The sequence below is a fragment of the Barnesiella sp. An22 genome, assembly GCF_002159975.1.
In the GTDB taxonomy this organism is placed as follows: Bacteria; Bacteroidota; Bacteroidia; order Bacteroidales; family Barnesiellaceae; genus Barnesiella; species Barnesiella merdigallinarum.
In genome coordinates this window covers 111,684-137,785 of sequence record NZ_NFJR01000003.1, presented here as the reverse complement: position 1 = coordinate 137,785, position 26,102 = coordinate 111,684, and the positions used below count along the sequence as shown (strand labels likewise).

Here is a 26,102-nt window from a genome sequence, read left to right as displayed (position 1 = left end):
TTAAACAGTTTCTTATTAACTTTGGCAAAATTTTTCGGGGAGCCCGCTCAAAGAGCTCTTTCGGAATGCGATAGGATAGAAGATAAAATTGGTTCATTATGAATATTTCGTATAACTGGCTGAAAGATTATGTAAACTTCGACCTCACTCCCGAGGAACTTTCGGCTGCTCTTACCTCCATCGGCCTCGAAACCGGCGGCATCGAGGAGGTACAGACGATAAAAGGAGGCCTCAACGGCCTGGTTATCGGCAAAGTGCTCACCTGTGTAGATCACCCCAATTCGGACCACCTGCATATTACGACCGTCGATCTGGGCGAAGCCGAGCCGGCTCAAATCGTGTGCGGCGCCGCCAATGTCGCTGCCGGGCAATATGTGGTAGTGGCCACGCTGGGCACCGTGTTGTATAGCGGCGACGAGAGCTTTACCATCAAGAAATCGAAAATCCGCGGCGTGGAGTCGTTCGGCATGATTTGTGCCGAAGACGAAATCGGTATCGGCACTTCGCACGATGGCATCATCGTGCTGCCCGAGCCGGTGAAACCCGGTACGCCCGCCAAAGAGTATTACAATATCAAGAGCGACTACATTCTCGAAGTCGACATTACCCCCAACCGCATCGATGCTGCATCGCACTACGGCGTGGCTCGTGACCTGGCAGCCTATCTGACCCGGCACGGACACGATGGCGGCCTGCATCGTCCGTCGGTAGAGGGCTTTGCCATCGATCGCAAGGATGGCGGCATCGCTGTCGAGGTGGAGAATCACGAGGCCTGTATCCGATACAGCGGCGTGACGGTGCGCAACGTGAAGGTGGCCGAGAGCCCCGACTGGTTGAAGCAACGTCTGTCGGCTATCGGGTTGCGACCCATCAACAACGTGGTCGATATTACCAACTACCTGCTGCACGGCACGGGGCAACCGCTCCACTGCTTCGACCTGAACCGCATCGCTGGCGGCAAGGTGATTGTGAAACCGGCCAAGGAGGGCGACAAGTTCGTTACGCTCGATGAGGTGGAACGCACGTTGACAGACCGTGACCTGATGATATGCAACACCGAGGAGCCTATGTGTATTGCCGGCGTATTCGGTGGTTTGAAGTCGGGCGTGACCGACGAGACGACCGATGTATTCCTCGAATCGGCCTGCTTCAACCCCACGTGGGTGCGCAAGACGGCCCGTCGTCAAGGATTGAATACCGACTCGTCGTTCCGCTTCGAGCGGGGCGTCGATCCCAACGATACCCTCTATGCCCTCAAACGGGCTGCCATGCTGGTGAAAGAGTTGGCCGGCGGCGAAATCTGCGGCGACATCGTCGACATCTATCCGTCGCCCGTAGCGCCTTTCCCCGTGACATTGACTTATGAAAAGATAGATACCCTTATCGGCAAGCACATCCCTGTCGAAACGGTGAAGAGCATCCTGCACAGCCTCGAAATCGAGATTGTGAGCGAGAATGAGCGCGAGCTCTCCCTGCGGGTGCCCACCTATCGGGTGGATGTACAGCGCGATGTCGACGTAATCGAAGACCTGCTGCGTATCTACGGATACAACCAGGTGGAGATTTCGGACCGCGTACACTCGAGCCTCTCCTACAAGACTCCGGTCGATGAGGCCCACCAGTTGCTGAATCTGGTTTCGGAGCAGTTGACCGGCTGCGGGTTCAACGAGATTATGAACAACTCGCTCACCTGTGGTGCCTACTACGACGACCTGCAATGCTGGCCCCGTGCTCACTGCGTGACGCTGCTCAACCCGCTGAGCAACGACCTGAACGTGATGCGTCAAACCCTGCTGTTCGGCGGCTTGGAGAGCATTTCGCACAACATCAACCGTCGTCGGGCCAATCTGCGGTTCTACGAGAACGGCAACTGCTACTACTTCAACCCCGAGGCACACAACGGCGAGAAGATTCTCTCGGGTTACAGCGAGGAGAAACATTTTGCCTTGTGGCTCACTGGAAACCGGGTGGAAGGCAGTTGGGCTCACCCCGATGAGAAGTCGACCGTGTATGAGATGAAGGCTTACGTCGAGAATATCTTTGCCCGCTTGGGCATTGCCGGCGACATCGTGGCCGTGCAGACGAGCGACGAGGTCTACTCGGCAGCCCTCACCTACAGCAACCGCGGCGGCAAACTGCTCGGCAAGATGGGTCTCGTATCGCACAAGATACTGAAGCGGTTCGACATCGATGCCGATGTGGCCTTTGCCGAACTGAACTGGGATGCCCTGATGAAGATGGCCGCCAAACACGCCGTACTCTTCAGCGACCTGCCCAAGTTCCAGGCCGTGAAGCGCGACCTGGCTCTGCTGGTAGACAACACGGTGGCCTTTGCCGACATCGAGAAGGTGGCCCGCGAGAGTGAGCGCAAACTGCTCAAGGAGGTTTACCTCTTCGACGTGTACGAGGGTAAGAATCTGCCCGAGGGCAAGAAGTCGTATGCCGTTACCTTCATGTTGCAAGACGAGAACAAGACCCTCAACGACAAGCAGATTGACGCTGTCATGCACAAGATAGTCTCCAATCTGCAACAGAAGTTGGAGGCACAGTTGAGATAATTCAATACTAACAAAAAATAAAAGTAAAAGATAAAATTATCCTATGGGAAGAGCTTTTGAATATCGTAAAGCCAGAAAATTGAAGCGTTGGGGCAACATGGCCCGTACGTTCACGAAGATTGGTAAGGAAATCTCTATTGCCGTAAAAGCCGGCGGTCCCGATCCCGATGCCAACCCCCGTCTGCGCGTGCTGATGCAGAATGCCAAAGCCGCCAACATGCCCAAAGAGAATGTAGAACGGGCTATCAAGAAAGCATCGTCGAAAGATGCCGGTGATTATAAAGAGGTCGTTTACGAAGGATACGGGCCTTTCGGTATCGCCATCGTTGTAGAAACCGCTACCGACAATACCACCCGTACCGTAGCCAACGTGCGCAGCTACTTCAACAAGGCCGGCGGTTCGCTGGGCACGACGGGTAGCCTTTCGTTCCTCTTTGACCACAAGTGTGTGTTCCACATCAAACCCAAAGAGGGTGTGTCGCTCGAAGACCTCGAACTCGAAATGATCGACTACGGCGTAGACGAGCTGGAGGCCGACGACGAGGAAATCGTACTCTACGGCGAGTTCTCGGAGAACAACAACATCCAGCACCACCTCGAGGAGGCCGGCTATGAGATTATCAGCGCCGAATTTGAGCGTATTCCCAACGACGTGAAGGAGGTGACTCCCGAACAACGTGCCTCGATCGAGAAGCTTATCGAGCGTTTCGAAGAGGATGAGGATGTGCAGAACGTATTCCACAACATGAAGGAAGAGGACGACGAGGAAGAGTAAAATCTGTACAAGAGTCGTAAACCGATAAACAAAAAGGGAGAGCCCGCACGATGGTGTCGAGTTCTCCCTTTTGTCTTATCCGGGATGAGGCAGCCGGGGCTGGAGGTGGTTACTCCTCGGGGCTGTCGTCGTATTCGTCGATTTCGCAGTCGTCGTCCTGTCCCTTCAACTCACACATCTCGCGGTATTCGTTCCACTCGGGATCTTTCTCGGTATAGATGGTGATAGGCAGGGTCTCGAAGGGGGCGAGAGCTTCGTTGAGGGTGCGGCCGAAAGCGGGGATGTTGCGGGTGTAGAACACCCAGGTACGCTCGCCGTCGCCCGTATAGATGCCGGTGAAGATAGCCAGTTTGTCCTTCTCCATGGCCCGTTTCAGAGCGGTTTGGGCCTCCTCCATGAGTTCGCTGGTCTTTTCGGTGGGCATGCCTTTGCTGTCGGGCTCGTATTTCCAGGTGATTTCGACCCGCTCCTTGAACTTGCCCGATTGAATGAACGGCTCGATTTCGGTACGGCCCGAAACGATAATCATGTGGTCGTTGTTTTCGGCTTCGGTAAGGGCCGAGAACCATACATCTCCTAATTTCATACGCTGGAATTTTTGTCGGTTATGGTTACAAATGTAATTATAAAAGTGAGAATGGAGAAATTTATTGTCGGTTTGTGGGGGAGAAGTGCGAGAATATTTGCGGGGGAATGATTTTTTTCGTTTGTCTCTGTTCGTGTCATTTAATATCTTTGTCAAATAATTGTGTATCGTTGTATCGTGTAGTCCCATGAACCGTCTCTTGCGTTGTTTATGTCTTACTCTTTTGCTCTTTATAACGATGTCGTGCGATACCGTTTGGGAAGAGAAGGCGACAGGTAAGTTGGAAGTTCCCGATAAGGCTCTGTTTATTGGGAATTCTTTGCTGTTGGGTAATGGTACTTTTGGCATGAATGCGACTTGTGAGGATTGCGATTATCACGCTATCCTGCAGAAGCGGTTTCTGGAAAAGAATCCGGCGTATACCGACATACGGTTGTCGGGGACGGGGTTTGAGGCTTGCGAGAATGAGAAGCAGCAGAGGGCCTGGTTGGAAAACATGTTGCAGCCCCGGTTGAGCGACGATTTGGATCTGGTGGTCGTGCAGATTGGCGAGAATGTAAACACACAGAGCAAGCGAGCTGCTTTTGTGCAAGGGGCCAGAGCGCTTGTCAGGACCATAAGAAGCGGAGCACCTCGGGCCCGTATCGTGTGGATGTATGGCTGGTACGCTTCGAATCAGGTTACGACGGCGATAAAGGATGCCTGTCGGCCTCACGATGTGGCGCTTATTACGATAAACGATATTCGCTCTGCTGCCAACAGCAGCTCGATAGGGACTGTCGTGACCCGTACGGAGCCGACGTCTCAGACTTTGAAATATACCCGTTATGCCGTGCTGCCGGACAATCGTCTGCAAATCGATTTCACGATTGGCGGGCGAGCGTACCAGGCAACCGTGCAGGTGACGGGATATAGCGATAATGTCGAAGCAAAGACCCTGACCTGGCAGGGATACGAGACGATAACAACCGATGAGGGTGTCGCTTCTCACCCCGGAGACAGGGGCTTTGAGCAGATAGCCCGGCGGTTTATCGAGGTGCTGAAGATGGATTGAGAATAAATGGATTGTAATAATTATTGGATATAACGATGATGGCTGTATTGATTGGTATATTGGCGACGTTGGTTGTAGCGGCCGCGGCGTTTTGGTTCCTGTACAATTCGCGCCGCAAGGGTTGGCAGGAGACTTTGAGTGAGAGAGCCCGCGAAGCGGAGGAGTTGAGGGTGCGCAACGGTGTGCTCGAGGCGCAGGTGAACAGTTGCACGGCTCGGTTGGCCGAGATGCAGACGCAGCTCGACGTGGCCAGTCGGGAGCGGGAGCAACTGAATCGCGAGAAGGGCGACTTGCAGGCACGCAACCAGGTGCTCGTCGAGAATATGGAGGTGCAGAAGCAGGAGGTACAGCGGGTGCGCCAGGAGATGAGCAACGAGTTCAAGGTGCTGGCCAACGAGATATTGCAGGAGAAATCGAAGAGCTTCTCGGAGTTGAACCGGGAGCGGTTGGCCGAGGTGCTCAACCCGCTGAAGGAGCGGCTCGAGGGTTTCAAGAAGACGGTCGAGGAGACCTACAGCAGCGAGGCTCGCGAGCGGTTTTCTTTGAAGGAGCAGATCAAGGAGCTGGTGCAGCGTAGCGAGACCATAGGTGTAGAGGCCAAGCAACTGACCCAGGCGTTGCGGGGCGACTCGAAGATTCAGGGCGACTGGGGCGAGATGATATTGGAGAGTATTCTCGAAAAGTCGGGGTTGGAGAAGGACCGCGAGTATTTCATTCAGGAGACGTTGCGCGACGACGAGGGTCACACGATACAGAGTGCCGAGGGCCGCAAGATGCGCCCCGACGTAATTATCCGTTACCCCGGCGGCGACAACCGCCAGATGGTCATCGACTCGAAGGTGTCGCTCACGGCCTATGTCAATTATGTGAATGCCGAGACGCCCGAAGAGGCTGCCGCCGCGCTGAAGCAGCATCTGGCTTCGGTCAAGAAACATATCGACGAACTGTCGAACAAGAGTTATCAGGACTACGTGGGCAAGGGCGATCATGTGATGATGTTCGTGCCCAACGAGGCAGCCTACCTGGCTGCCATGCAGGCCGACCATTCGTTGTGGCAGTATGCCTATGACCGGCGGGTATTGCTGTTGAGCCCGACCAACCTGATTGCGGCTTTGAAGCTGGTGGCCGACTTGTGGCAGCGCGACAAGCAGACGCGTCACGCCATCGATATAGCCGAGGAGGCGGGCAAACTGTACGACAAGTTTGTGGGCTTCATCGACGACATGGAGAAGATTGGCAAGGCGTTGGGGGCGGCCAACACCACCTATGGCGAGGCGATGAAGAAGTTGAAGAACGGTACGGGCAACCTGATAGGCCGTGTGGAGAAACTCAAGGGCATGGGCGTGAAGGCCAAGAAGAACCTGCCGGCCACGACCGGCGACGACGAGTCGGCCGATTAGCGGTGGCTTGCGACCACCCCCTGTTTGAGGGGGATAATAATCATTTGTGATTCGATTGGAATCGTGGCGGGGTGGTAACCGGGAGTGACGGTTATCGGTGGGCCGCTGCGCGTTTCTCTTTCAGGTAGAGCTGGTAGCTGTTGATGCTGTTTTGCCAGATGATGTACGAGGCTGGACCTATCGAGGTGATGGGCGAGAGGTAAGTCAGAGCCATCCAGATGGCCAGCACCGTATTCTTCTGACCCAGACCCTGGGCTCCCGATATTTTGTCGCCATATTTCCCGCCGATTTTACGACCCAGATAGAACTGCCCTACACAGGCCACGAGCGAAAGCAGCGCGATGGCAATTTCGAAAGGTACCGATTCCCAACCTTGTTCGATGATAAAGGTGACCGCTTTGCCCACTACGAGGAAAAGCGATACGGCCCACATGTAGAACGAGAGGGCCTGCCGGTTCTTCAACTCGTTGTGTATGCGGGGGAAGAATCGTTGCAGTACGAGGGCGATGACCAGAGGCAAGATGAGCAGCGGCAGTACCTTGCTGCAGATGATGAGGAAGGAGTCGACAAACGAGATGTCGGCATGTACACCCATGAAGGCAAAGATGAGAGGCGAGAGCAATGCCACGGCCAGGTTGCTGACCAGACTGTAGGAGACCAGCGTGGATACGCTGCCGCCCAGCATGCCGGTGATGACGGGGGCCGCCGTCGCCGTAGGGCAGAAGAGGCAGATGAAGGTACCTTCGGCAATGATGGGGTCCCAGAAGTAGAGAGCTCCGAAGACTATAAGCCCGCCGATAATCTGTATGGAGAGTAGCCCCCAGTGCAGGGGTTTGATGCTCAGCTCTTTGATGGAGATTTTGCAATAGGTGACCAGCAGCATGGCAAAGATGAGGCAGGGTGCCAGCAGGGTGGCCCAGTAGGCAATGGCCCGGGGGAACAGATAGCCGGCTACACTCCCGGCAATCATGGCCGTGGGCAGCATATAAGTCTTGGCTTTGGGTGACATGGACAATACCTCTTTTGGGAAATTTTTGCAAAGTAATGCCAAACCGGCGATAAACGCAATGTTTTTGTTTGAAAAGAGTTTAAAGCCAGATTGATAAAAAGGGGGCATGGGGTAGGTATTCTTGTGAATATGGTGTAAATTTACCCCAACGGTACATTAGACCCAATCTAAAATATAGTGTAGTTATGCGAAAAATCATGTGGTGGGCCCTCGTGTGGGGCTCGATGGGGCTGGCGCAGTCGGCCGAGTATGCCTATGTGCCCCTGGTACGCGACGGTGCCGAGTGGGGCTATTCTCAAGAACTCTTTGGCAAGAGCTATTACCGCAATCTCATTCAGGGCGACACCGTGGTGAACGGCGAGTCGTACAAGCGGTTTTATACCTTCCAGGGCTGTGAACCTACGGCCGACGAGAACCTGGCCTTTGTGCGCGAGGCCGACAAGAAGGTTTACATCACTTTTAACCAGGAGCTGATGCCGGTCGAGAATCTGTATAGCCACGAGTTTCTGATTTACGACTTCGGGGTCAAGGTGGGCGAGGCGGTGGCTCACTTCGACTGGATGACCCAAACCCAGGTAAACTCTACCATCAGCCGGATTGATACCATCGAGGTGGGCAATACCTTGCGGCAACGCTTTTGGGCCGATGGCTCGGTGCTGTGGATCGAGGGGCTGGGTGTGGAAGAGGGCGACTGGTTGCGACCGGGTTGCTCGGGCGAAACGAGTGGTTTCGACACGCACGACCGGCTGGTCTATGCCCAGGCTCCCGACGGTACGGTAGAGTATGCCACGGCCGATGCTGCCAACGACCCCTGTTACAGCGGAGTGGACGAAATCGATAACGATAGTTGGCGCATGGCCCGCCAGGGCGACCGGCTCGAGATTACCTGTGCCGAGGGCGAGTTCGAGGTGGTCGAGTTGCTCGACCTTTCGGGACGTGTGCTCTGGTGCGCCTATCTCTCGGGCGAGACGCAGGTGTCGATACCGGTGAGCGACTATCCCTCGGGCATCTATATCGTGGCCCTTTCGTCGCACGGCCGACGGGTAGCTCGTCGCGTGGCGTTGTGACAGCAGACCCGGTATGACGGTAAAAGCACGAAGAGCCGCAGCGTCGCTGCGGCTCTTCGTGTATTCATACTACATACTATATATTATATAGGAGAGTCGGGAGAAATTATTCTACCTCTTTGGCCAGGTAGATGAGGGTGGGGAAGTGGTCGCTGTAACCGTTCAGGTAGGCACCGGCGGCGTGGGTGCGCAGAGGATACCCTTTGTATTTGCCCTCTTTCTGTTTGAGGAAGTCGCGGTTGAAGACCTCGGAGCGGATATACTTCAGGGTCGAGCGGTCTTTCCCTACCAGATTGGACGAGATGATAATCTGGTCAAAGAGGTTCCAGGCACCGTTGTAGGCCAGTGTGCCGATACCGCGGTCGTACATCTCCCACATGGTGTTGAAGAATCCGCCGGGTTTCACCTCCTGTTGTTTCTTCTTGGCGCCCAGTACCACCTTGCAGCTGTTGTTGGTGGGGTCGTCGTTGAGGTCGCCCATGATGATGACCTTCGAATCGGGGTCGGCAGCCAGCAGCGAGTCGGCCAGATGTTTGGTGAGAGCGGCAGCGGCCTCGCGTTTGGGGCTCGACTGTTTTTCACCGCCCAGGCGCGAGGGCCAGTGGTTTACGATGAAGTGCACGCGCTCACCGGCCAAGCGGCCCGATACCACCAGTTGGTCGCGGGTGAGGAGGTTGGGGAACTCTTGGGAGTGGAGTCGGGCACTGCTGCTCGACTCGACCGTAAACTGGTCTTTGTCGTAGATGAGGCCCACGTCGATACCCCGGGCATCGGGCGAATCGTAGTGCACGATACCATAGTTGCGTTGAGCCAGCTTGCCGGTGTGGATGAGGTCTTCGAGCACCTGTTGATTCTCCACTTCGGAAACACCGATTACGGCCGGGCCGTTTTTCAGCTTGAAGGGGCTGGTGTTGTCGGTGGCAAAGTTGCTGATGGCAAAAGCGAGGTTGTTCAGTTTGTTGCGGTATTTCAATCCGCCCCAGCGGTAAGAGCCCGAAGGGGTAAACTCCTCGTCGTTTGTGGCGGGGTCGTTGATGGTGTCGAACAGGTTTTCGAGGTTGTAGAAGGCTACGGCGTATATGGCAAAGTGTTTCTTTGGCGTTTGAGCTTGTGAAACAGTCGAGCCCAATAACAATACGGCAAGTAGCAACAGTCCTATTTTTTTCATAGCGTGTGTGAAATTTTTTGTTTTTGAAATTTTCAATTTTGGATTAAATGGGCTGCAAGATAGTTCAATTTGGGAAATATGCGAAATTTTTGGGGATAAATCTCTGCTACAAATGAGAAGAAACCAGGATACCGGGAGGCGGAAATCTGTTGTGCGTGATTTTTAAATATTTGAAATATAAATTGTTATAGGTTCGACTAAAGGTGCCGGGGCAAAACGTAACAAACTGTGAGCCGAAGAGAATGCATAAGATTCCGTTTTGTGCATAGAGTTGCAGGTTTCTGGCAGAGTGATAGATTAAGGGTTTGAAATTTAATCGATTTGGCCTTCGAGCTTTCCATTTGTACACAAAACGAGGGGGCTAAGGGATTACAATTTAACACGATTGTAATAAAATATTCCTTTCGTAGATGTTTGTATAATGAAAAATAATCTTTTAATTTGCAAATTCCTTTCCTCTCCCATTTTTTGAGGTGGAAAGGGACGATAAATGAAGGGTGTAAACACAGATAACACAATATATAATTAAACCTTTTGATGTAATGAATCGTAAACAATGGTTATTGATGGCATTGCTTCTTCTGGTACCTGCCCTGGTGCAGGCCGCGACGGTGAGAGGCGTTGTCGTTGACTATGAAACAAACAAACCTATTGCGAATGTGAAAGTGACGATACGGAAATCGTCGGCAATTACAGATCTGGATGGTAAATATGAGTTGAAGCGAGTGCGTGAAGGAGCCGTTTCGGTTGTCTTTACAGCTGCGGACTACAAGGTTCATTCGGTCGATTATGTAGTGGAGCAGGGAGACAATACCCTGAACATGACGCTCGACGAAAAGCGTGCCGACGAGTCGCTCAACCAACAGGCCCTCGAGGATAATATCTTTGAACTCGACGAGTCGATGTTCGACGAAGAGGGCAGCGCTGCTTCCCAATCGGCTTCGTATCTGTCGGGTGCAGCCGACGATGTCTATCTGCAGGCTGCCAGCTACTCCTACAGCCCCATGCGCTTCAATGTGCGCGGTTACGAGCAACGGGAGTCGTCGACCTATATCAACGGGGTTAATTTCAACGACCTGGAGCGTGGTCGTTTCAACTACTCGAGTCTGGGTGGCTTGAACAACGCCATGCGCAACAAGGATGCTGTGAACGGTCTCGAGATGCCGGGCTATGCCTTCGGTTCGCTGGGTGGAACGACCAACATCAACACCCGCGCCACCAGCTATGCCGCCGGTACCAACGTGAACGCCGCCTATACCAACCGTGCTTACAAACTGCGCGGACAGGCCATCCACTCGACCGGTATCATGGATAACGGCTGGGCCTTCACCGGGTCGGTCGTTTACCGCTGGGCCGACGAGGGTCGCACCGAGGGTACGTTCTACAACTCGTTCGGTTACTTCCTTGCTGCCGAAAAGGTGCTCGACAATCATCGGTTTGCCTTTACAACCTTCGGTGCTCCTACCAAACGGGCTCAATCGGCTGCCGTATCGCAAGAGGTCTATGACTACCGCGGTATCTATTACAACCCCTACTGGGGCTATCAGAACGGCGAGAAACGCAACTCGCGTATCGTACACAGCTACGACCCCACCGCTATCTTCAACTGGGATTGGAAAATCGACGACCGCAGCAACCTGGCTGCCGGCTTGGGTTTCCACTACAGTATGTACAGCAACTCGGCCATTTCGTTCTACAATGCGCCCGACCCCCGTCCCGACTACTACCGCAACCTGCCCAGCTGGCAATACTATCAGTTGGGTGTAAACGGTCCCGACGATGTATATAACGCCTACTACGGCGAGGTAAACAAAGACTTGGCCAACCAACTGGCCGACCTGTGGCGTGCCGGTGATCCCGACATTACGCAAATCAACTGGGATGCCATGTACAGCGCCAACTACACCAACAACGTGGTGAACCCTAACGGTAGCGCCAAGTACATTTTGGAACGTCGTCACAACGACTTGATGGAGATTCCCTTGAACTTCCTCTATACCAACCAGCTGAACAGCAAGCTGAAACTTACTGCCGGCGTTGAGGCCAAGTATGCCAAGGGCATGCACTACAAGACGGTCGACGACCTGCTGGGCGGTAACCAGTGGATAGACATCGACCAGTTTGCCGAGCGCGACTTTACCGACAACCTCACCATCATACAAAACGATGTGGACAACCCCAACAAGGCTGTGCGCAAGGGCGACGTATTCGGTTACAACTACAACATGCACGTCATCAAGGCTTCGGTATTTGCCCAGAACGACTGGAAGTTACCGCTCTTCGACATCTACTATGCCGCTCGGTTGTCCTACACCTCGTTCCAACGCGAAGGTTTGATGCGTAACGGTCGTGCCGAGGTTATCGGTGCCCAGTCGAAAGGTTTCGGCAAACAGCTCTATTTTGTAGATCCCAGTATCAAGGCCGGTATCGTGTACAAGATTGACGGTCACAACCGTTTGTCGTTCAACGCTCTGGCCGAGTCGCGTGCCCCGTTGGCCGGTTATGCCTATGTGGCTCCCCGTGTGAAGGATACGCAGATACGGGGTCTGAAATCGGAGAAAGTCTTCTCGGGAGACCTTACCTATCAACTGAATACGTCGGTGGTAAAAGGTCGTGTAACGGCATTCTTCACCGAGTTCCGCGACGGAGTGGAGAGCTCGGGTTACTACCACGACGAGTTCCGTACCTATGTGAACCACACCCTCTCGGGCGTGAACAAACGTCACATGGGTGTCGAGGCCGGTGTGAGCGTGAAACTCAACAACAGCTTCACCGTGTCGGCTGCCGGTACCTATGCCAGCTACAAATACACCAACAACTGCTGGGGTACGATGAGCGCCGAGAACGGCATGAACCTCTTCACCGAGCAGTTGCCCGTGATTGTCGACGGCCGTGCTCCCTCGACCGACTACACCGAGCGGGTATACACCGAGGGTCTGCATGTGAGCAACGGTCCGCAACTGGCCGCCAGCATCACCATCGACTACTTCCACCCCAAGATGTGGTTTGCCGATGTGACTCTCTCGTACTTCGACAACAACTATCTCGACTTCTCGCCCTCGCGTTTCACCCACATGAACATGTATGGCGGCAAATATCCCAACGAGGTAGGTCTGGAACAATACTACAACGGCTACCGCATCATCGGTATCGACAAGAACGGTCAGACCTCGATGGTATGGGGCTTCGACCAGAACACGGGCAAACCGGTACTGTTGCAAAACGTATCGGGAGGCGACGGTTCGGACATCGTGAAGCTCTACAACCAGAAAGAGATGATCGGGTCGCAAGAGAAACTCAAAGGCGGGTTCATGCTCGATGCCTCGATCGGTAAACTCATCTACCTCAACAACCGCAAGCAACAGCTCAACATCAACTTGAGCCTGAACAATATCCTCAACAACACCGGCATGATAACCGGCGGTTATCAACAGGGCCGTGTAAGCCGCGACAACAAGAGTGTGACCAAGGATATTCAGTCGGTCGACAAGTTCCCCAACAAATACTATTACGCCTGGGGCTTCAACATGTTCCTCAACGTAGGTTTCAAATTTTAATCAACCCATACAAGAGATATAGATATGAAACAACTGAAATATATCGGAGCCGTACTGCTCGCCCTGACGATGTTTACGGCGTGTGAAAAAGAGTTCGATGCCATACCCGAGGAGATTGCCACCGTGCCCGAGGGCAGCGCCGAGGCTTGGGCTCAGACGGTGACCATCAAAGACCTTATCGAGAATTTCGATACGAAAGAGGGGCTGTTTACAATCGACACCATCGATTCGCCCAACGACATCGTGGTACGCGGCCGCATCATCACCGACGACCGTGCCGGCAACGTGTATAAATACTTTGTGATTCAGAGCCTCGAGGACGACCACACCTGTCTGAAGGTGTCGGTCGATGCCGGCAGCCTGTCGGGCATGCTCCCCATCGGTCAGGTGGTAGCCATCCGCTGCAATGGTCTGGTATTGGGCCGCTATGCCGGTGCTCCCCAACTGGGTGTGCGCGGATACCGCAACGACAACAAGATACGCGAAGAGCCGGGTCGTATTCCCTACACGCTGGCTATGAAACATATCCAGAAAATCGGCAACCCCGACCCCTCGAAAATCGTAATCGAGGAGATGACCCTGAAACAGATTACCGAACTGGATAAGTATGGCTACTTCAAGATTGTAAAAATCAAGAATGCCTACTTTACCGGCTACGATTCGGACGGCAAGAAACTGAACGACGTGGTATATCCCTTCCCGACCGACGGACAGGGTGTGACGACGGCTTTGGCCAAATATGGTCAGAACCCCACCTTTGCACCGGCTACCTACGACAGCAGCAAGAAGTACAACATCGGTTTCCCCCGCTCGCGCGAGATTGCCGACGATAGCGGCAACACCACGAGCGTAAGCATCTCGACCAGCGAGTATGCCCGCTTTGCCGACCGTCGACTCCCGGTATTCGGCTCGGACAACCGCGGCGACATCACGGCCATCGTAGGTTGGTTCCAAGACAATGCAGCCTATGCCGGTTCGTGGCAGTTGACCATCCGCTCGCTCGACAACCCCTTTGCCGACCTCGAGGGCTTTGAATTTCCCGAATAATCAATATGATACTATGATACAATAACCTCAAATAATTTAAATATGAAAAAAATGAGAAAATTTGCATGGATTTTTATGGCAGCTATGACGGTTGCCGGATTTTCCGCTTGTTCGAACAGCGATGACGATGTACTCCCCGGCTTGGGTGGAGGCGGTAACGGTGGTGGATCTACTACGACTCCCTCTGTCGTAATTACCGATACCATCTATCAGTTCAACAACATCGAGGCTCAATACACGCCCATCAACGAGCTCTGCCCGGGGTGGACGCACGAGATTGTTTCGCCTGCCGACGACGATCGTACCTGGCAAAGCAAGACCTTTACCAACAACTCGACGGGTGTAACCGAGAAATACATCCAGGCTACGGCTCACGACAGCAGCGACAAGAATGCCGGCAAAACCTATGAGTTGTGGATGATCTCGCCTGCCTTGAATGTGAAAGATGCTGCCAACAAAGTATTCTCGTTCTATAGCGAGGGCGCTTACTGGCAAAGCACTTCGTCGCTCGAGGTATATGTACTGAACGAGCCCAAATCGACCGCTTCGAGCAAAGAGAAACTGAATGTAACTTTGGCTACTTCGACCAACCCCGGCGGTAACTTCAAAGGCTGGGTGGCTTCGGGTGATATCAGCCTCGAAGGCAAAGGTGACCTCGTTTACATCGGTTTCCGTTATGTAGCACAAGGTGGTAACAGCAATTCGACGACTTACTGCATCGACGACTTCGCCTTCGGTCGCGCTCAGGTTGAGCACTTTATGGGTGAAGGTGGTGGCGAAGAGCCCGAGCCTACTCCCGATGTAGACTGGTCGAAAGCCATCAGTGTAGCTGAGGCTCTCACTCAGGCCGACAACTCGACTTTTGCCGTGAAAGGCCACATCGTAGGTTGCATCAAGAACAGCCCCTCGAAGACTTTCTACGAATCGTTTGCCGAGGCTCAGGCTGCCGGTGACATCGAATGGGCCGGTGCTGCTGCCTTCACGGGTTACAGCCAGGTATTTATTGCCGACGATGCTGCCGAAACCGACGGTACGAAATGTATCTTGGTAAAACTGAACGATACCGATGCTGCCAAGGCTTTGAGAAACGAGGCTAAACTGGAAGGAAACCCCGATCGTATCGGTATGACTATCTATGTTCAAGGTTTGAAGAAAGCCAACTACGGTCTGCCCGGTGTTCGTGAAATCACGGCTTACAAAGTGGGCGAATAATCGATTGCTTATAAAACCTATTGAAGGGAGAGCTGCCGTAAGGTAGCCCTCCCTTCGTTTGTTATGCGAGTGCGGAGAGTGTTGTTTTATCTGAAAATGCAGAATAAAATTGGCCCGGGATACAGCAGTTTTGCCAAAAAATTAGCAACTTTGAGGTAGGATTCTTTAGAAAAGAGATTACAAGGATATATCATGAATAAGATTGTAGCGAAAGAACACTTTTCGGAAAAAGTGGTAAAACTGGTGGTAGAGGCTCCACTCATTGCCCGGGCCCGCAAGGCCGGTCACTTTGTGATTGTGCGGGTAGGCGAGAAGGGCGAACGCATACCGCTCACCATTGCCTCGGCCGATGTCGAGGCCGGCACCATCACGTTGGTGGTACAAGCTGTGGGCAAGTCGTCGGCCAAGCTGTGTGCCCTCAATCCCGGCGACTATATTACCGATGTAGTAGGCCCGTTGGGCAAGGCGACGCATATCGAGCGCTTCGGTACCGTGGTGTGCTGCGGCGGCGGTGTGGGCTGTGCCCCGCTGTTGCCTATCGTCGAGGCCATGAAGGCGGCCGGCAACCGGGTGATTACCGTGCTGGCGGCCCGTACCAAAGAGTTGATTATTCTCGAGGAGCAGATGCGCAAATACTCCGACGAGGTGATTGTGATGACCGATGATGGTTCGTATGGTCAGAAGGGTTTGGTGACCCAAGGTGTCGAGGAGGTAATCAAGCGCGAGAAGGTGGACCTGTGTGTGACCATCGGGCCGGCCGTGATGATGAAGTTTGTCTCGCTGCTTACCCAGAAATACAATATTCCTACGGTGGCCTCGCTCAATACCATCATGGTCGACGGTACCGGCATGTGCGGTGCCTGCCGTATCACGGTGGGGGGAAAGACCCGTTTCGTCTGCATCGACGGGCCGGAGTTCGATGCCCATCAGGTCAATTTCGACGAGCTGCTCATGCGGTTGTCGTCGTATAAAGATGTGGAATAAAAGAGAGGAGGGATGTTAAGCGTATGAATAAAGAAGAGTTAGCGGCACAACGTGCCGAACAGTGGAGGGAGAACCTCCGCAAAAGCAAGAAAGCCAAGGAGCGTACCGATATTCCGCGGGTGAAAATGACCGAGCTCGACCCGGCCTACCGTGTAACCAACCGCGAGGAGGTGAACCGGGGCCTCACGCCCGAACAGGCCGTGCTGGAGGCTACCCGTTGCCTCGACTGTGTGGAGCCCCTCTGCATGACGGGGTGCCCGGTGGGTATCAATATACCGAAGTTTATTAAGAATATAGAGCGGGGCGACTTTCTGTCGGCGGCCCGCACGCTGAAAGAGACGAGTGCCCTGCCGGCCGTGTGCGGCCGTGTGTGCCCCCAGGAGCGTCAGTGCGAATCGAAGTGCTTCTATCTGCAGAAGTTGAAGAAGGAGCCGATAGCCATCGGTTATCTGGAGCGCTTTGCGGCCGATTATGAGCAGGCCTCGGGCGAGGTGGCTCTGCCCGAGATGGAGCCCGACAACGGCATCAAGATTGCCGTGGTTGGTTCGGGTCCCTGCGGGTTGTCGTTTGCCGGCGATATGGCCAAGCGGGGCTATCGGGTGACAGTATTCGAGGCGTTGCACGAGATTGGCGGGGTATTGAAATACGGTATCCCCGAGTTCCGGTTGCCCAACCGCATCGTCGATGTCGAGATCGATAGTCTGCGTCGCATGGGCGTGGAGTTTGTGACCGACTGCATCGTGGGCAAAACCCTCTCGTATGACGACCTGCACGAGATGGGGTTCAAGGGCATCCTGGTGGCCAGCGGGGCCGGATTGCCCCGGTTCATGAATATCCCCGGCGAGAATCTCAACGGGGTGATGTCGAGCAACGAATACCTCACGCGGGTGAATCTGATGGATGCTGCCAACCCCGAGAGCGATACGCCGGTATACAAGGGGCATCGGGTGGCTGTGATAGGCGGTGGCAACACGGCCATGGACTCGGTGCGTACGGCCCGCCGCCTGGGTGCCGACCGGGCGATGATTGTCTATCGCCGCTCCGAAGCCGAGATGCCGGCCCGTCAGGAAGAGGTGCACCATGCCAAGCAGGAGGGGGTAGAGTTCCTCACGCTGCACAACCCCATCGAGTATATAGGCGACGAGCGGGGACGCGTGCGCCAGATGAAGCTCCAGAAGATGGAGCTGGGCGAACCCGATGCGTCGGGGCGCCGTTCGCCGGTACCTGTTCCCGGTGCTATCGAGACGATCGATGTCGACGAGGTGATTGTAAGTGTAGGTGTATCGCCCAACCCGTTGGTGCCCAATGCTATCGATGGCCTCGAGGTGACGCCCAAGGGTACGATAGTGGTCAATGCCGACACGTTGCAATCGTCGATTCCCGATATATATGCCGGAGGCGATATTGTGCGGGGCGGGGCTACCGTGATTCTGGCCATGGGCGATGGCCGCAGGGCTGCCGCTGCCATGCACGAGGCTTTGCAGAAACAACAAGGGGCATAAGCCCTTGACGGTATAAAAAGAGAAACGGGGAGATGTCGTTGTCGGCATCTCCCCGTTTCTTTATCGGTTCAGTAGGTGTTTTCTTAGTTGGCTTCCCAGCCCAGTGCGCTGGCACCCAATACGGCAGCATCGCTCTCTTTCAGTTCGGAAAGAACGATTTTGACTTTGCCTTTGTAGATGGGAAGCAAGTTGCGCTCCATGGCTTCGCGGATAGGACGCATGATGAGTTCGCCCGATTTGGCCAGACCACCGAAGAGCACAATCATACGGGGACTCGAGAAGGCTACGAAATCGGCAAAAGCCTCGCCCAGAATCTTACCCGTGTACTCGAAAATCTCTTGCGAGAGTTTGTCGCCCGATACGGCAGCGTCGTAAACATCTTTCGAGGTGATGTCCTGGATGGGCAGTTGTCTCAGCGACGACTCGTCGTTGCGGATTTCGAGGAATTCGCGAGCCGTGCGGGCTACACCCGTAGCCGAAGCGTAAGCCTCGAGACAGCCGGTGCGACCGCAACCGCAGAGACGGCCGTTGCCACGACGTACGATTACGTGGCCCAGCTCTCCGGCAAATCCGTCGTGGCCGTATACCATCTGACCGTTGATAACGATGCCGCTACCAACGCCGGTTCCGAGGGTAATCATGATGAAGTCTTTCACACCGCGGGCGGCGCCGTAGGTCATCTCGCCGATAGCGGCGGCGTTGGCGTCGTTGGTAATGGTTACGGGGATATTGAATCGCTCGCGCATCATTTGAGCCAGAGGAATTACACCTTTCCAGGGCAGGTTGGGTGCAAACTCGATATTCCCGGTGAAGTAGTTGCCGTTGGGGGCTCCTATACCGATACCGGCAATCTGGTCGGTTACGTTTTCTTGAGCCAAAAGGCGTGACAACTCTTCGTACAAAGCATTTACATAGTCGTTAATCTCGGTATATTTCTGAGTTTTGATAGACCCGGTGGCCAAGATAGAGCCGCGGGCATCGACAATCCCGAATACTGTATTGGTACCGCCTATATCGATACCTACAACATATGGTTTACTCATGGTTGTGTGTATATAAAAGTTATTATTTGGTTGATTTCACGACACAAATATAAGCATAAATTTCTGATACGGTTGGTTTTTTTGTTTGAAAAGTGGTTTAGAAAAAAAATGTATTTTTTTAAGAGCTGTGGGGTAGGGCAATATGAAAGTCGCAACCCTTTGCCGATGGGAAATTGACGGCATTGCCTGGCCGAATTGCTATCTGAGCTTAACAAAATTGAGTGGTTTTGTTTTGCGTTTGCAAAAAGAGTCTTATCTTTGCAGCCGCAAAACGGCACACATTCGTGCAAACTGTGCAGGATTGTGCCTAAACGAAAAATATATGAGTTATAATTTATTGAAAGGAAAAAGAGGCGTAATCTTCGGCGCATTGAACGAGATGTCTATTGCGTGGAAAGTCGCCGAGAAAGCGGTAGAGGAGGGGGCTGTGATTACGCTCTCGAACACACCCATGGCTGTGCGCATGGGCGAGATAACCGCTTTGGGGGAAAAACTGAACGCCGAAATTATTCCGGCCGATGCCACCAACGTAGAGGATCTGGAGAAGGTCTTCGCCCGCTCGATGGAGGTGCTGGGAGGTAAAATCGATTTTGTATTGCACTCGATAGGCATGTCGCCCAACGTGCGAAAGAAACGTCCGTACGACGATCTGGACTACGACATGCTGTCGAAGACGTTGGATATTTCGGCCATCTCGTTTCACAAGATGATACAGGTGGCCAAGAAGATGGATGCCATCAACGAGTACGGCTCGATTGTGGCCCTGTCGTATGTGGCTGCTCAGCGTACGCTCTTCGGCTATAACGATATGGCCGATGCCAAGGCGCTGCTGGAGTCGATTGCCCGTAGCTTCGGCTACATCTACGGTCGGGAGAAGCACGTGCGCATCAACACCATCTCGCAGTCGCCTACGATGACGACAGCCGGTAGCGGTGTCAAGGGCATGGAGTCGCTGATGGACTTTGCCAACCGCATGTCGCCCCTGGGCAACGCCGATGCCGACGAGTGTGCCGACTACTGTATCGTGATGTTCTCGGACCTCACCCGCAAGGTGACCATGCAGAACCTCTATCACGACGGCGGTTTCTCGAGCATGGGCATGAGCCTGCGTGCCATGACCCAGTACAACAAGAGCTTCGACGAGTATCGCAACGAAAAGGGCGAGATCTGCTATGGATAAAGTATGGTAAATTTGGTTTAGATAAGGAGAGAGGCCATGTCGGGGGATACCAACATGGCCTCTCTTACTTATATTAGGTATGGGTATTAGGGCTTCAGCAGATTTATGGGAGCTACATAAACGCCGTCTTCCCGTTGATATGCACCTCCGACCGAAGTCAGAACCAACAGAAAATCAGGTGCTTTCTCGTCGCTTTTTCCTATGATTTTGTTGCGTAGCGTTTTCAGCGATTTTGCCCCGGCATCGATAAGGGTATCGCCTCCGAGTTTTATTTCGATGGCCCCCCATCGTCCATCTTCGAGATGAATCACGGCATCGCATTCCAGTCCGGCATTGTCTCGGTAATGGGTTACTTGTCCTCCTAAAGCATTGGCATATATCGACAAATCCCGAACTGCGAAATCTTCGAAAAACAGTCCGAAGCTTTCCAAGTCTCGTTTCAAATCCTCGGGCCCTATCCCCAATGCTCTGCATGCAATAGAGGTGTCGATGAAATGGCGCGTTGGAGTGCTGCGGATAGAGGTCTTTGAGCGAATATTGGGGTTCCAGGCGGGAATATCCTCGATGATGTAGAGGTCTTTCAATGCTTCCATGTAATCGTCGAAAGTCTTGCTATCCATGGTGCGTTCGTTGCTTTGGCGCACATCGGCAATGATGGTAGAGATAGCGGCCTCGGTGGAGATGTGCCGTGCATAACTTCGCAGAATCATTTTCAGAACTTCAGGTTTCTTGTTCCGAAACCGTTCGTTTTCGCAGTCTTCGAAAACAAAGAGTCCATTGTAATAGTTCTTGGTAATCTCTATGGCTATCTCTTTGTCAGCCAAAACCGAGATGGGCCAACCGCCGCGGCAAATCAAAAATGCGACATCGTCGAGCGTGAAATCGGTATTGAGGTCCCAGGGGAAATTCCTGCCTTTTTCAAACAAATCCGACAGCGAGACCGTTCCCTTTGATTCTTGAGATTCCCATAGGCTCATCGGTCTCATTTTCACCGGAGTTATTCGACCGGCTCCGCTATGGTGTACTTCGGTTTTATCGGCAGGTGTAGAGCTGCCGGTTAAAATATATTTCCCGAATTGATAGTCGTAGTCCAGGTCATCTTTAATCTGGTTCCATATATCTGGAGCCTTTTGCCACTCGTCAATCAATCGGGGTGTCTCTCCTTTTAAGACGGCTTTGGGATTCATCCGGGCCATGGCGATGGCTTGCCTGGTATTTAGTTTTACAAAACTCTTTTGATACCGCATGCAAGTTGTTGTCTTACCGCAGAACTTGGGACCTGCTACAACTACGGCCCCCGATGTCCTTAATTTTAATTCTATCTCCTTTTCGATGAGTCTTTGGTAGTACATGAGGAATAAGTTTTGGGGACTAATTTACAAAATCCCCGTAATTTTCAATAGTATATTCCCATAATTTTCAATATTCGTGAGCGCTTTCACGAGCAATGTATTCTCTATGAGCAATAATAGAGGCTATTTATGGACAGAGATTCATACGTAGATATGAGCAAGGGGATATGTCGAGATTGCTATCTGCAACATATCCCCTTGCTGTATCGTTGAGGGTAGTGATTAGAAATCGAACTTGTAGCCCAGCGAAATCATAAATACGCTGTTCTTGGCCTTGTCATCGTCGTAAATCTTGGTGAGGCCCCAGTTGTAGCGGGCGTCGATGGTCATGCCGAAATCGAATTCGTAGCCCAAGCCCAGGGCGATGGCAAAGTCGAAGGCGTTGGCCTTCTCGTCGTAGCCGTATTGCTTGAGGTCGTTGCTCGAAATCTCTTTCCCTCCCAGTTTCAGCTTATATTCATCGTCGACACAGAATCCGAATTGAGGGCCAACTTGTACGTTCAGGCCCTGCCAGGGATAGATTTTCAGAAGTACCGGGATGTCGATATAGTGCGAGGTGTAGTTCGACTCGATTGTCTGGTTGAGGACGGTGACATCGTCGAAGGCACTGCCCTGCATCGAGTAGAGGAACTCGGGTTGGATGGCAAACAGGCTGTTGATGCGGTAGTTGGCAAAGATGCCTACATTCACGCCGGCCCGGTATTGGGAACCGTCGCCCGTTATTGAGCTTACGTTAAGGCCTACTTTGGGACCCATGGAGAGTTGTGCAAAAGCTCCGCCTACGCACACTACGGCAGCAATTGCCGCCAGCAAAATTTTTTTCATAGCTTTTTAATTTGTTATACCCGGTTCTCCAGAGGGTATTTTGTTTGATTTCCCGCTGCGGGGAGAACAACGACCGCACTCCCCGGGGAGGGGAGCTCTGCCGCCCGCATCGACACGATAACAAATATAGAGATTAAAAAAACGATTCCTGCAACATTTTGTCATATTTTTTCAGCCCTTTTTGGATATACCGTGCGAAATCTCGGAAGTATGTCTTATAAACAGGTGGAACAGTGCCTTTTGTATCACGATGCCATAAACGGGGGGCGTGTCGTGCTTTTCTTTGCAGCGAACTAAAAACAAGACCGAATATGGCAAATCATGCGTACAAAGCCCCGCCTGCGGGGAAAAACGGCCGGCGCAAACCGAGCGGCGAGATAGAACGGGCCGACTACCCGGTGCTGTTGCAGGCGCAGAAGGCCTGGGAGGAGATCGATCACTTCAGGCTCAAACGAAAACGAAACCGGGACTATACCTATGGCCGGCAGTGGAACGACCGGATAAAACTGCCCGACGGGCGGGTGATGACCGAGGAGGAGTATATCCGCCAGCAGGGTAAGGTGCCGTTGAAGAATAACCTCATTCGCCAGATGGTCAAGTCGGTGCTGGGGCAGTTCCGCAACAACCAGACTCAACCGGTGTGTGTGGCGCGCGACCGGAAGGAACAGAGTCTGGGCGAGCTGATGAGTACTGCCGTGCAGTATGCCTACCAGCACAACCGTTTGCAGGAGCTCGACAGCCGCACCCTCGAGGAGTTCCTTATCTCGGGTATCTGTTTCCAGAAAATCGGTTACGGATACCGTCGGGGAAAGACCGATGTGTGGATTGACGAGATTAACCCCAACCGCATCTTCTTCAACGCGATGGAGGATAGCCGGCACTGGGATTGCACGCTCATAGGCGAGCTGCACGACATGACCATTGCCGAGGTCATATCGCGCTTTGCTTTCGGGTCGCGCGAGCGGGCGGTACAGCTGCGCAACATCTACTCCGAGGCCGATACCGAGACGGCACGTCACAACTTCGAGAACCTGACGACGCGGAGTGTCGACCGGCTCGACTTCTACATGCCTTCGGTGCCCGAGATGTGCCGGGTAATCGAGGTGTGGAAGCTCGAGAGCCGCGAGGCGCTGAACTGTCACGATTTTGCTTCGGGCGAATATTACAGCTTGCCGGCTACCGAGGCAAAGGTGGTCGAGCAGGAGAACGAGGCCCGCAAGCGGGCGGCGCGCGAGGCCGGTATCGCCGAAGAGTCGGTACCTCTGATCGAGACCGAGTGGGGGGTGGAGCAGACGTGGCGTTACCGGTTTTTCTCGCCGTTGGGCGACCTGCTCGACGAGGGCGAGACGCCCTACTGGCATGGCGAGCACCCCTATGTGTTCAAGCTCTACCCGCTGGTCGACGGCGAGGTGCATGCCTTTGTCGAGGATGTCATCGACCAGCAGCGGTACATCAACCGCCTCATTACGATGATCGACTTCATCATGGGCTCGAGTGCCAAGGGGGTGTTGCTTTTCCCCGAAGACCAGATACCCGACGGCATGACCATCGAGGATATTGCCGACGAGTGGACCAAGTACAACGGCATCATTCTGTTCCGCCCCAGGCCCGGGTCGCCCATGCCGCAGCAGATTGCGGTCAACGCCACGCAGGTGGGAGCCTATGAGATGCTGTCGTTGCAGATGCGGCTGTTCGAGGATATTTCGGGGGTGCACGGGGCCATGCAGGGAAAGGCTCCGAACTCGGGCACACCGGCTTCGCTCTACTCGCAGCAGGTACAATACTCGTCGACCAACCTGCTCGACCTCTTCGAGTCGTTCAAGACCTTCCGCGAAGATCGCGACATCAAGATCATGAAGACCATCCAGCAGTTCTACACCGATGCCCGTTACCAGACCATCGCGGGGAGCAGTGCCGGGAAAGATGCCTCGACCTATACACCTGCCGAGGTGCGTAACACCGAGTTTGACCTCTCGATTGCCGAGACCCTCTCGACTCCGGCCTTGCGTTTGGCCTCGAACGAGTTTCTCATGGAGCTGTTCCGGGGTGGGAAAATTTCGCTCGAGATGTTGCTCGAGAACGGCTCCTTCCCCTTTGCCGACAAGCTGTTGCAGTCGATTCGGCAAAGTCAGCTCGAGCAGGCACAGGCGGCCAGTCAGGCACAGGCGGCTGCTCTGGCCGCACAGGCCGGGGGGCAGGGAATCCCGGCAGCCAACCCGCCGCAGGGTTGAGCCGTCGCCTCCCTGTACAGAATGATAAAGGCAGCCTTCCGCGATGTTTCCCGGGGGCTGCCTTTGCATTGCTTGTTATCCTAAATATGAGTATTATTGTTTCGACACGTACGATTTCATGTGGGCAATATCGTCGAGGAAGTCCTGCAACTCCTGTTCGTGGTCTTCCTCTTCGGCCAGGATGTGCTTGGCCATATCGCAGGTGGTGAAATCTTTTCCGTCGGTGAGCGAGGCAATGGACTGGTAGCGCAGGATGGCGCACCGCTCGCCGGCTACGTTCTGTTTCAGCAGTTTCACGACATCAGTATCGGTCGGAGCCGTGTAGGGGCACTTGGCCAACTCGAACCACTGTTTGGGGTCGAGAACCGGCATTCCTTCGAGTTCGACAATACGGTCGGCCAGGAGGCGGGCATGTTCAAACTCTTCCAGGGCATGCGCCTGAAATTCGCGTTGCACGTCGCCCCGCATCGTGCCCTTCACGACCAGGGCTCCTACCCAATATTGATAAAAGGCCAACCACTCTTCCGACAAGGCGGCATTCAACTCGGCGAGGACCTCTACCACGTCGATTTTTCCACTCAAGATAGCAACACTTTCTTTTGCCATAGGACTTCTGTTTTTTTAGATTAGAAACTGTACCTATAACAACCCGTGTCGCCGGTTGGTTCACCCCCGTGAGACGTTGGGGGTAAAAGGAAGCTGCCCTCCTGCAGAAAAGCGAAGCCTGCTTGGCTGACAAAGCGCCCGCTTTTTCCGAGGAGGGTCAACTGTTTGTTATAAAGGTTTGCCGCAGCTGCAACAGAAATTGGCCGACCCGGGGTTGGGGGCTCCACAGGAGGTGCAGAATTTCTGATCGCTCCCGATACCGGACTCGTGGCTGTGCGCTGCAATCACTTCGTTGGCAATGTCCAGGGCCCGGTTGTCGAGTTGGGCCTGTTCGACCATCCCCCAGATTTGGGTGAGGAGGACTGGCCAGAAAAAGAGCATCGAGATGACGGTAGGAATAGCCTGTTGTCCCCAGATACCCACACCGGCTTCGAAGTGGATGTTGTTGTCCTGAGGGAGCAGGGTTACCTTCAGTGCGGTTTTCATGCCCAGCACGGCTTTGAAGATGTTGCCTTTGGTGATGGAGATGTCGTAGCCTCCGCTGCTGAGTGCGTCCATGGCCACCTCGTAACCGTCGTTCTGAAACTTTTCCCGGATGCTGTTGGCGATGGCTGGAATCAATGCGGTAGAACCGTATAATATCTTTTTGGTACAAAAAGTTCCCATGGTAGTTACTGATTTAGGTGTTGGATGGAGTAATAGTTGTATATGGCATAGAGTACGCTGGTCTCGACCAACAGCTCTTTGACCTTGAGCAGCTGCTCTTCGCTGAACTCTTTTTCCATTTGGTGAAGCATGGCTACTACTTTGTCCGATTGTTCCTTGATTTCGTTTTCGTCGACGGTGTTATCTTCCATGATTCTTTTGAAAGAGTCGTTGTTGGCGACCATTTCGTCGATATTGAGTATTCCCTTTTCGTTGAAAAACATAGCCTTTTTATTTGATG

The 26,102-nt window shown here is 53.5% G+C and carries 21 protein-coding genes; 12 read left to right on the top strand and 9 right to left on the bottom strand.

Annotation, left to right across the window (positions count from 1 at the left end):
• Nucleotides 1-98: 98 nt before the first annotated feature.
• Together pheT and B5F38_RS04610 are read left to right on the top strand one after the other, a co-directional pair.
• On the top strand, nt 99-2,558 hold the full coding sequence (gene pheT / locus B5F38_RS04615; RefSeq protein WP_087408136.1) for a phenylalanine--tRNA ligase subunit beta: 2,460 nt from the start codon (nt 99-101) through the stop codon (nt 2,556-2,558).
• Nucleotides 2,559-2,601: 43 nt separating this feature from the next.
• Nucleotides 2,602-3,333, top strand: a complete 732-nt coding sequence (locus tag B5F38_RS04610) for a YebC/PmpR family DNA-binding transcriptional regulator (RefSeq protein WP_087408135.1) — start codon at nt 2,602-2,604, stop codon at nt 3,331-3,333.
• Nucleotides 3,334-3,442: 109 nt separating this feature from the next.
• Here B5F38_RS04610 and B5F38_RS04605 read toward each other — a convergent pair whose 3' ends face one another.
• A complete protein-coding gene (locus tag B5F38_RS04605; RefSeq protein WP_087408134.1) occupies nt 3,443-3,919 on the bottom strand; it encodes a DUF695 domain-containing protein in 477 nt (158 codons plus the stop codon).
• A 238-nt stretch (nt 3,920-4,157) separates the two neighbouring features.
• Here B5F38_RS04605 and B5F38_RS04600 point away from each other — a divergent pair, with 238 nt between their 5' ends.
• On the top strand, nt 4,158-4,973 hold the full coding sequence (locus B5F38_RS04600; protein ID WP_158096842.1) for an SGNH/GDSL hydrolase family protein: 816 nt from the start codon (nt 4,158-4,160) through the stop codon (nt 4,971-4,973).
• Nucleotides 4,974-5,008: 35 nt separating this feature from the next.
• The gene (rmuC, locus tag B5F38_RS04595; RefSeq protein WP_087408132.1) at nt 5,009-6,373 is read left to right on the top strand and encodes a DNA recombination protein RmuC; all 1,365 of its coding nucleotides are present in this window, start codon (nt 5,009-5,011) and stop codon (nt 6,371-6,373) included.
• A 91-nt stretch (nt 6,374-6,464) separates the two neighbouring features.
• Here the strand turns inward: rmuC and B5F38_RS04590 are convergent, their stop codons facing one another.
• On the bottom strand, nt 6,465-7,382 hold the full coding sequence (locus B5F38_RS04590; protein ID WP_087408131.1) for a transporter: 918 nt from the start codon (nt 7,380-7,382) through the stop codon (nt 6,465-6,467).
• 185 nt (nt 7,383-7,567) lie between these two features.
• On the opposite strand from B5F38_RS04590, the gene B5F38_RS04585 reads away from it, so the two are divergent.
• Nucleotides 7,568-8,449, top strand: a complete 882-nt coding sequence (locus tag B5F38_RS04585; protein WP_143240905.1) for a T9SS type A sorting domain-containing protein — start codon at nt 7,568-7,570, stop codon at nt 8,447-8,449.
• Nucleotides 8,450-8,555: 106 nt separating this feature from the next.
• Here B5F38_RS04585 and B5F38_RS04580 read toward each other — a convergent pair whose 3' ends face one another.
• Nucleotides 8,556-9,617 (bottom strand): endonuclease, encoded by a 1,062-nt coding sequence (locus tag B5F38_RS04580; RefSeq protein WP_087408129.1) that lies wholly within the window; start codon nt 9,615-9,617, stop codon nt 8,556-8,558.
• A 566-nt stretch (nt 9,618-10,183) separates the two neighbouring features.
• Here B5F38_RS04580 and B5F38_RS04575 point away from each other — a divergent pair.
• From B5F38_RS04575 to gltA, 5 genes are all read left to right on the top strand, one after another.
• Complete coding sequence (locus B5F38_RS04575; protein WP_241147804.1) at nt 10,184-13,174, top strand: TonB-dependent receptor; 2,991 nt, start codon at nt 10,184-10,186, stop codon at nt 13,172-13,174.
• A gap of 24 nt (nt 13,175-13,198) precedes the next feature.
• Nucleotides 13,199-14,221, top strand: coding sequence for a DUF5689 domain-containing protein (locus B5F38_RS04570; RefSeq protein WP_087408127.1), 1,023 nt, complete (start codon nt 13,199-13,201; stop codon nt 14,219-14,221).
• 51 nt (nt 14,222-14,272) lie between these two features.
• Nucleotides 14,273-15,433, top strand: coding sequence for a DUF6359 domain-containing protein (locus tag B5F38_RS04565; RefSeq protein WP_143240904.1), 1,161 nt, complete (start codon nt 14,273-14,275; stop codon nt 15,431-15,433).
• Nucleotides 15,434-15,625: 192 nt separating this feature from the next.
• Nucleotides 15,626-16,417, top strand: a complete 792-nt coding sequence (locus B5F38_RS04560) for a sulfide/dihydroorotate dehydrogenase-like FAD/NAD-binding protein (RefSeq protein ID WP_087408125.1) — start codon at nt 15,626-15,628, stop codon at nt 16,415-16,417.
• 23 nt (nt 16,418-16,440) lie between these two features.
• Nucleotides 16,441-17,919 carry an NADPH-dependent glutamate synthase gene (gene gltA / locus B5F38_RS04555; RefSeq protein WP_087408124.1) on the top strand — a complete coding sequence of 493 codons (1,479 nt, stop codon included), beginning with the start codon at nt 16,441-16,443 and terminating at the stop codon, nt 17,917-17,919.
• 83 nt (nt 17,920-18,002) lie between these two features.
• Here gltA and B5F38_RS04550 read toward each other — a convergent pair whose 3' ends face one another.
• A complete protein-coding gene (locus B5F38_RS04550; RefSeq protein ID WP_087408123.1) occupies nt 18,003-18,974 on the bottom strand; it encodes an ROK family protein in 972 nt (323 codons plus the stop codon).
• A gap of 310 nt (nt 18,975-19,284) precedes the next feature.
• Here B5F38_RS04550 and B5F38_RS04545 point away from each other — a divergent pair, with 310 nt between their 5' ends.
• The gene (locus B5F38_RS04545; protein WP_087408122.1) at nt 19,285-20,142 is read left to right on the top strand and encodes an enoyl-ACP reductase; all 858 of its coding nucleotides are present in this window, start codon (nt 19,285-19,287) and stop codon (nt 20,140-20,142) included.
• An 86-nt stretch (nt 20,143-20,228) separates the two neighbouring features.
• On the opposite strand, the gene B5F38_RS04540 is transcribed toward B5F38_RS04545, so the two are convergent.
• Together B5F38_RS04540 and B5F38_RS04535 are read right to left on the bottom strand one after the other, a co-directional pair.
• A complete protein-coding gene (locus B5F38_RS04540) occupies nt 20,229-21,494 on the bottom strand; it encodes a DUF4143 domain-containing protein (protein ID WP_087408121.1) in 1,266 nt (421 codons plus the stop codon).
• Between the two features lie 222 nt (nt 21,495-21,716).
• Complete coding sequence (locus B5F38_RS04535) at nt 21,717-22,319, bottom strand: porin family protein (RefSeq protein ID WP_087408120.1); 603 nt, start codon at nt 22,317-22,319, stop codon at nt 21,717-21,719.
• Nucleotides 22,320-22,630: 311 nt separating this feature from the next.
• On the opposite strand from B5F38_RS04535, the gene B5F38_RS04530 reads away from it, so the two are divergent.
• The gene (locus B5F38_RS04530; protein ID WP_206422475.1) at nt 22,631-24,550 is read left to right on the top strand and encodes a hypothetical protein; all 1,920 of its coding nucleotides are present in this window, start codon (nt 22,631-22,633) and stop codon (nt 24,548-24,550) included.
• Nucleotides 24,551-24,643: 93 nt separating this feature from the next.
• On the opposite strand, the gene B5F38_RS04525 is transcribed toward B5F38_RS04530, so the two are convergent.
• The 3 genes from B5F38_RS04525 to B5F38_RS04515 form a co-directional block, all read right to left on the bottom strand.
• A complete protein-coding gene (locus B5F38_RS04525) occupies nt 24,644-25,156 on the bottom strand; it encodes a ferritin-like domain-containing protein (RefSeq protein WP_087408119.1) in 513 nt (170 codons plus the stop codon).
• 168 nt (nt 25,157-25,324) lie between these two features.
• Nucleotides 25,325-25,822: a zinc ribbon domain-containing protein gene (locus B5F38_RS04520; RefSeq protein WP_206422474.1), complete on the bottom strand. Its 498-nt coding sequence runs from the start codon at nt 25,820-25,822 to the stop codon at nt 25,325-25,327.
• Between the two features lie 5 nt (nt 25,823-25,827).
• The gene (locus tag B5F38_RS04515) at nt 25,828-26,085 is read right to left on the bottom strand and encodes a hypothetical protein (protein ID WP_087408118.1); all 258 of its coding nucleotides are present in this window, start codon (nt 26,083-26,085) and stop codon (nt 25,828-25,830) included.
• Between the last annotated feature and the right edge of the window lie 17 nt (nt 26,086-26,102).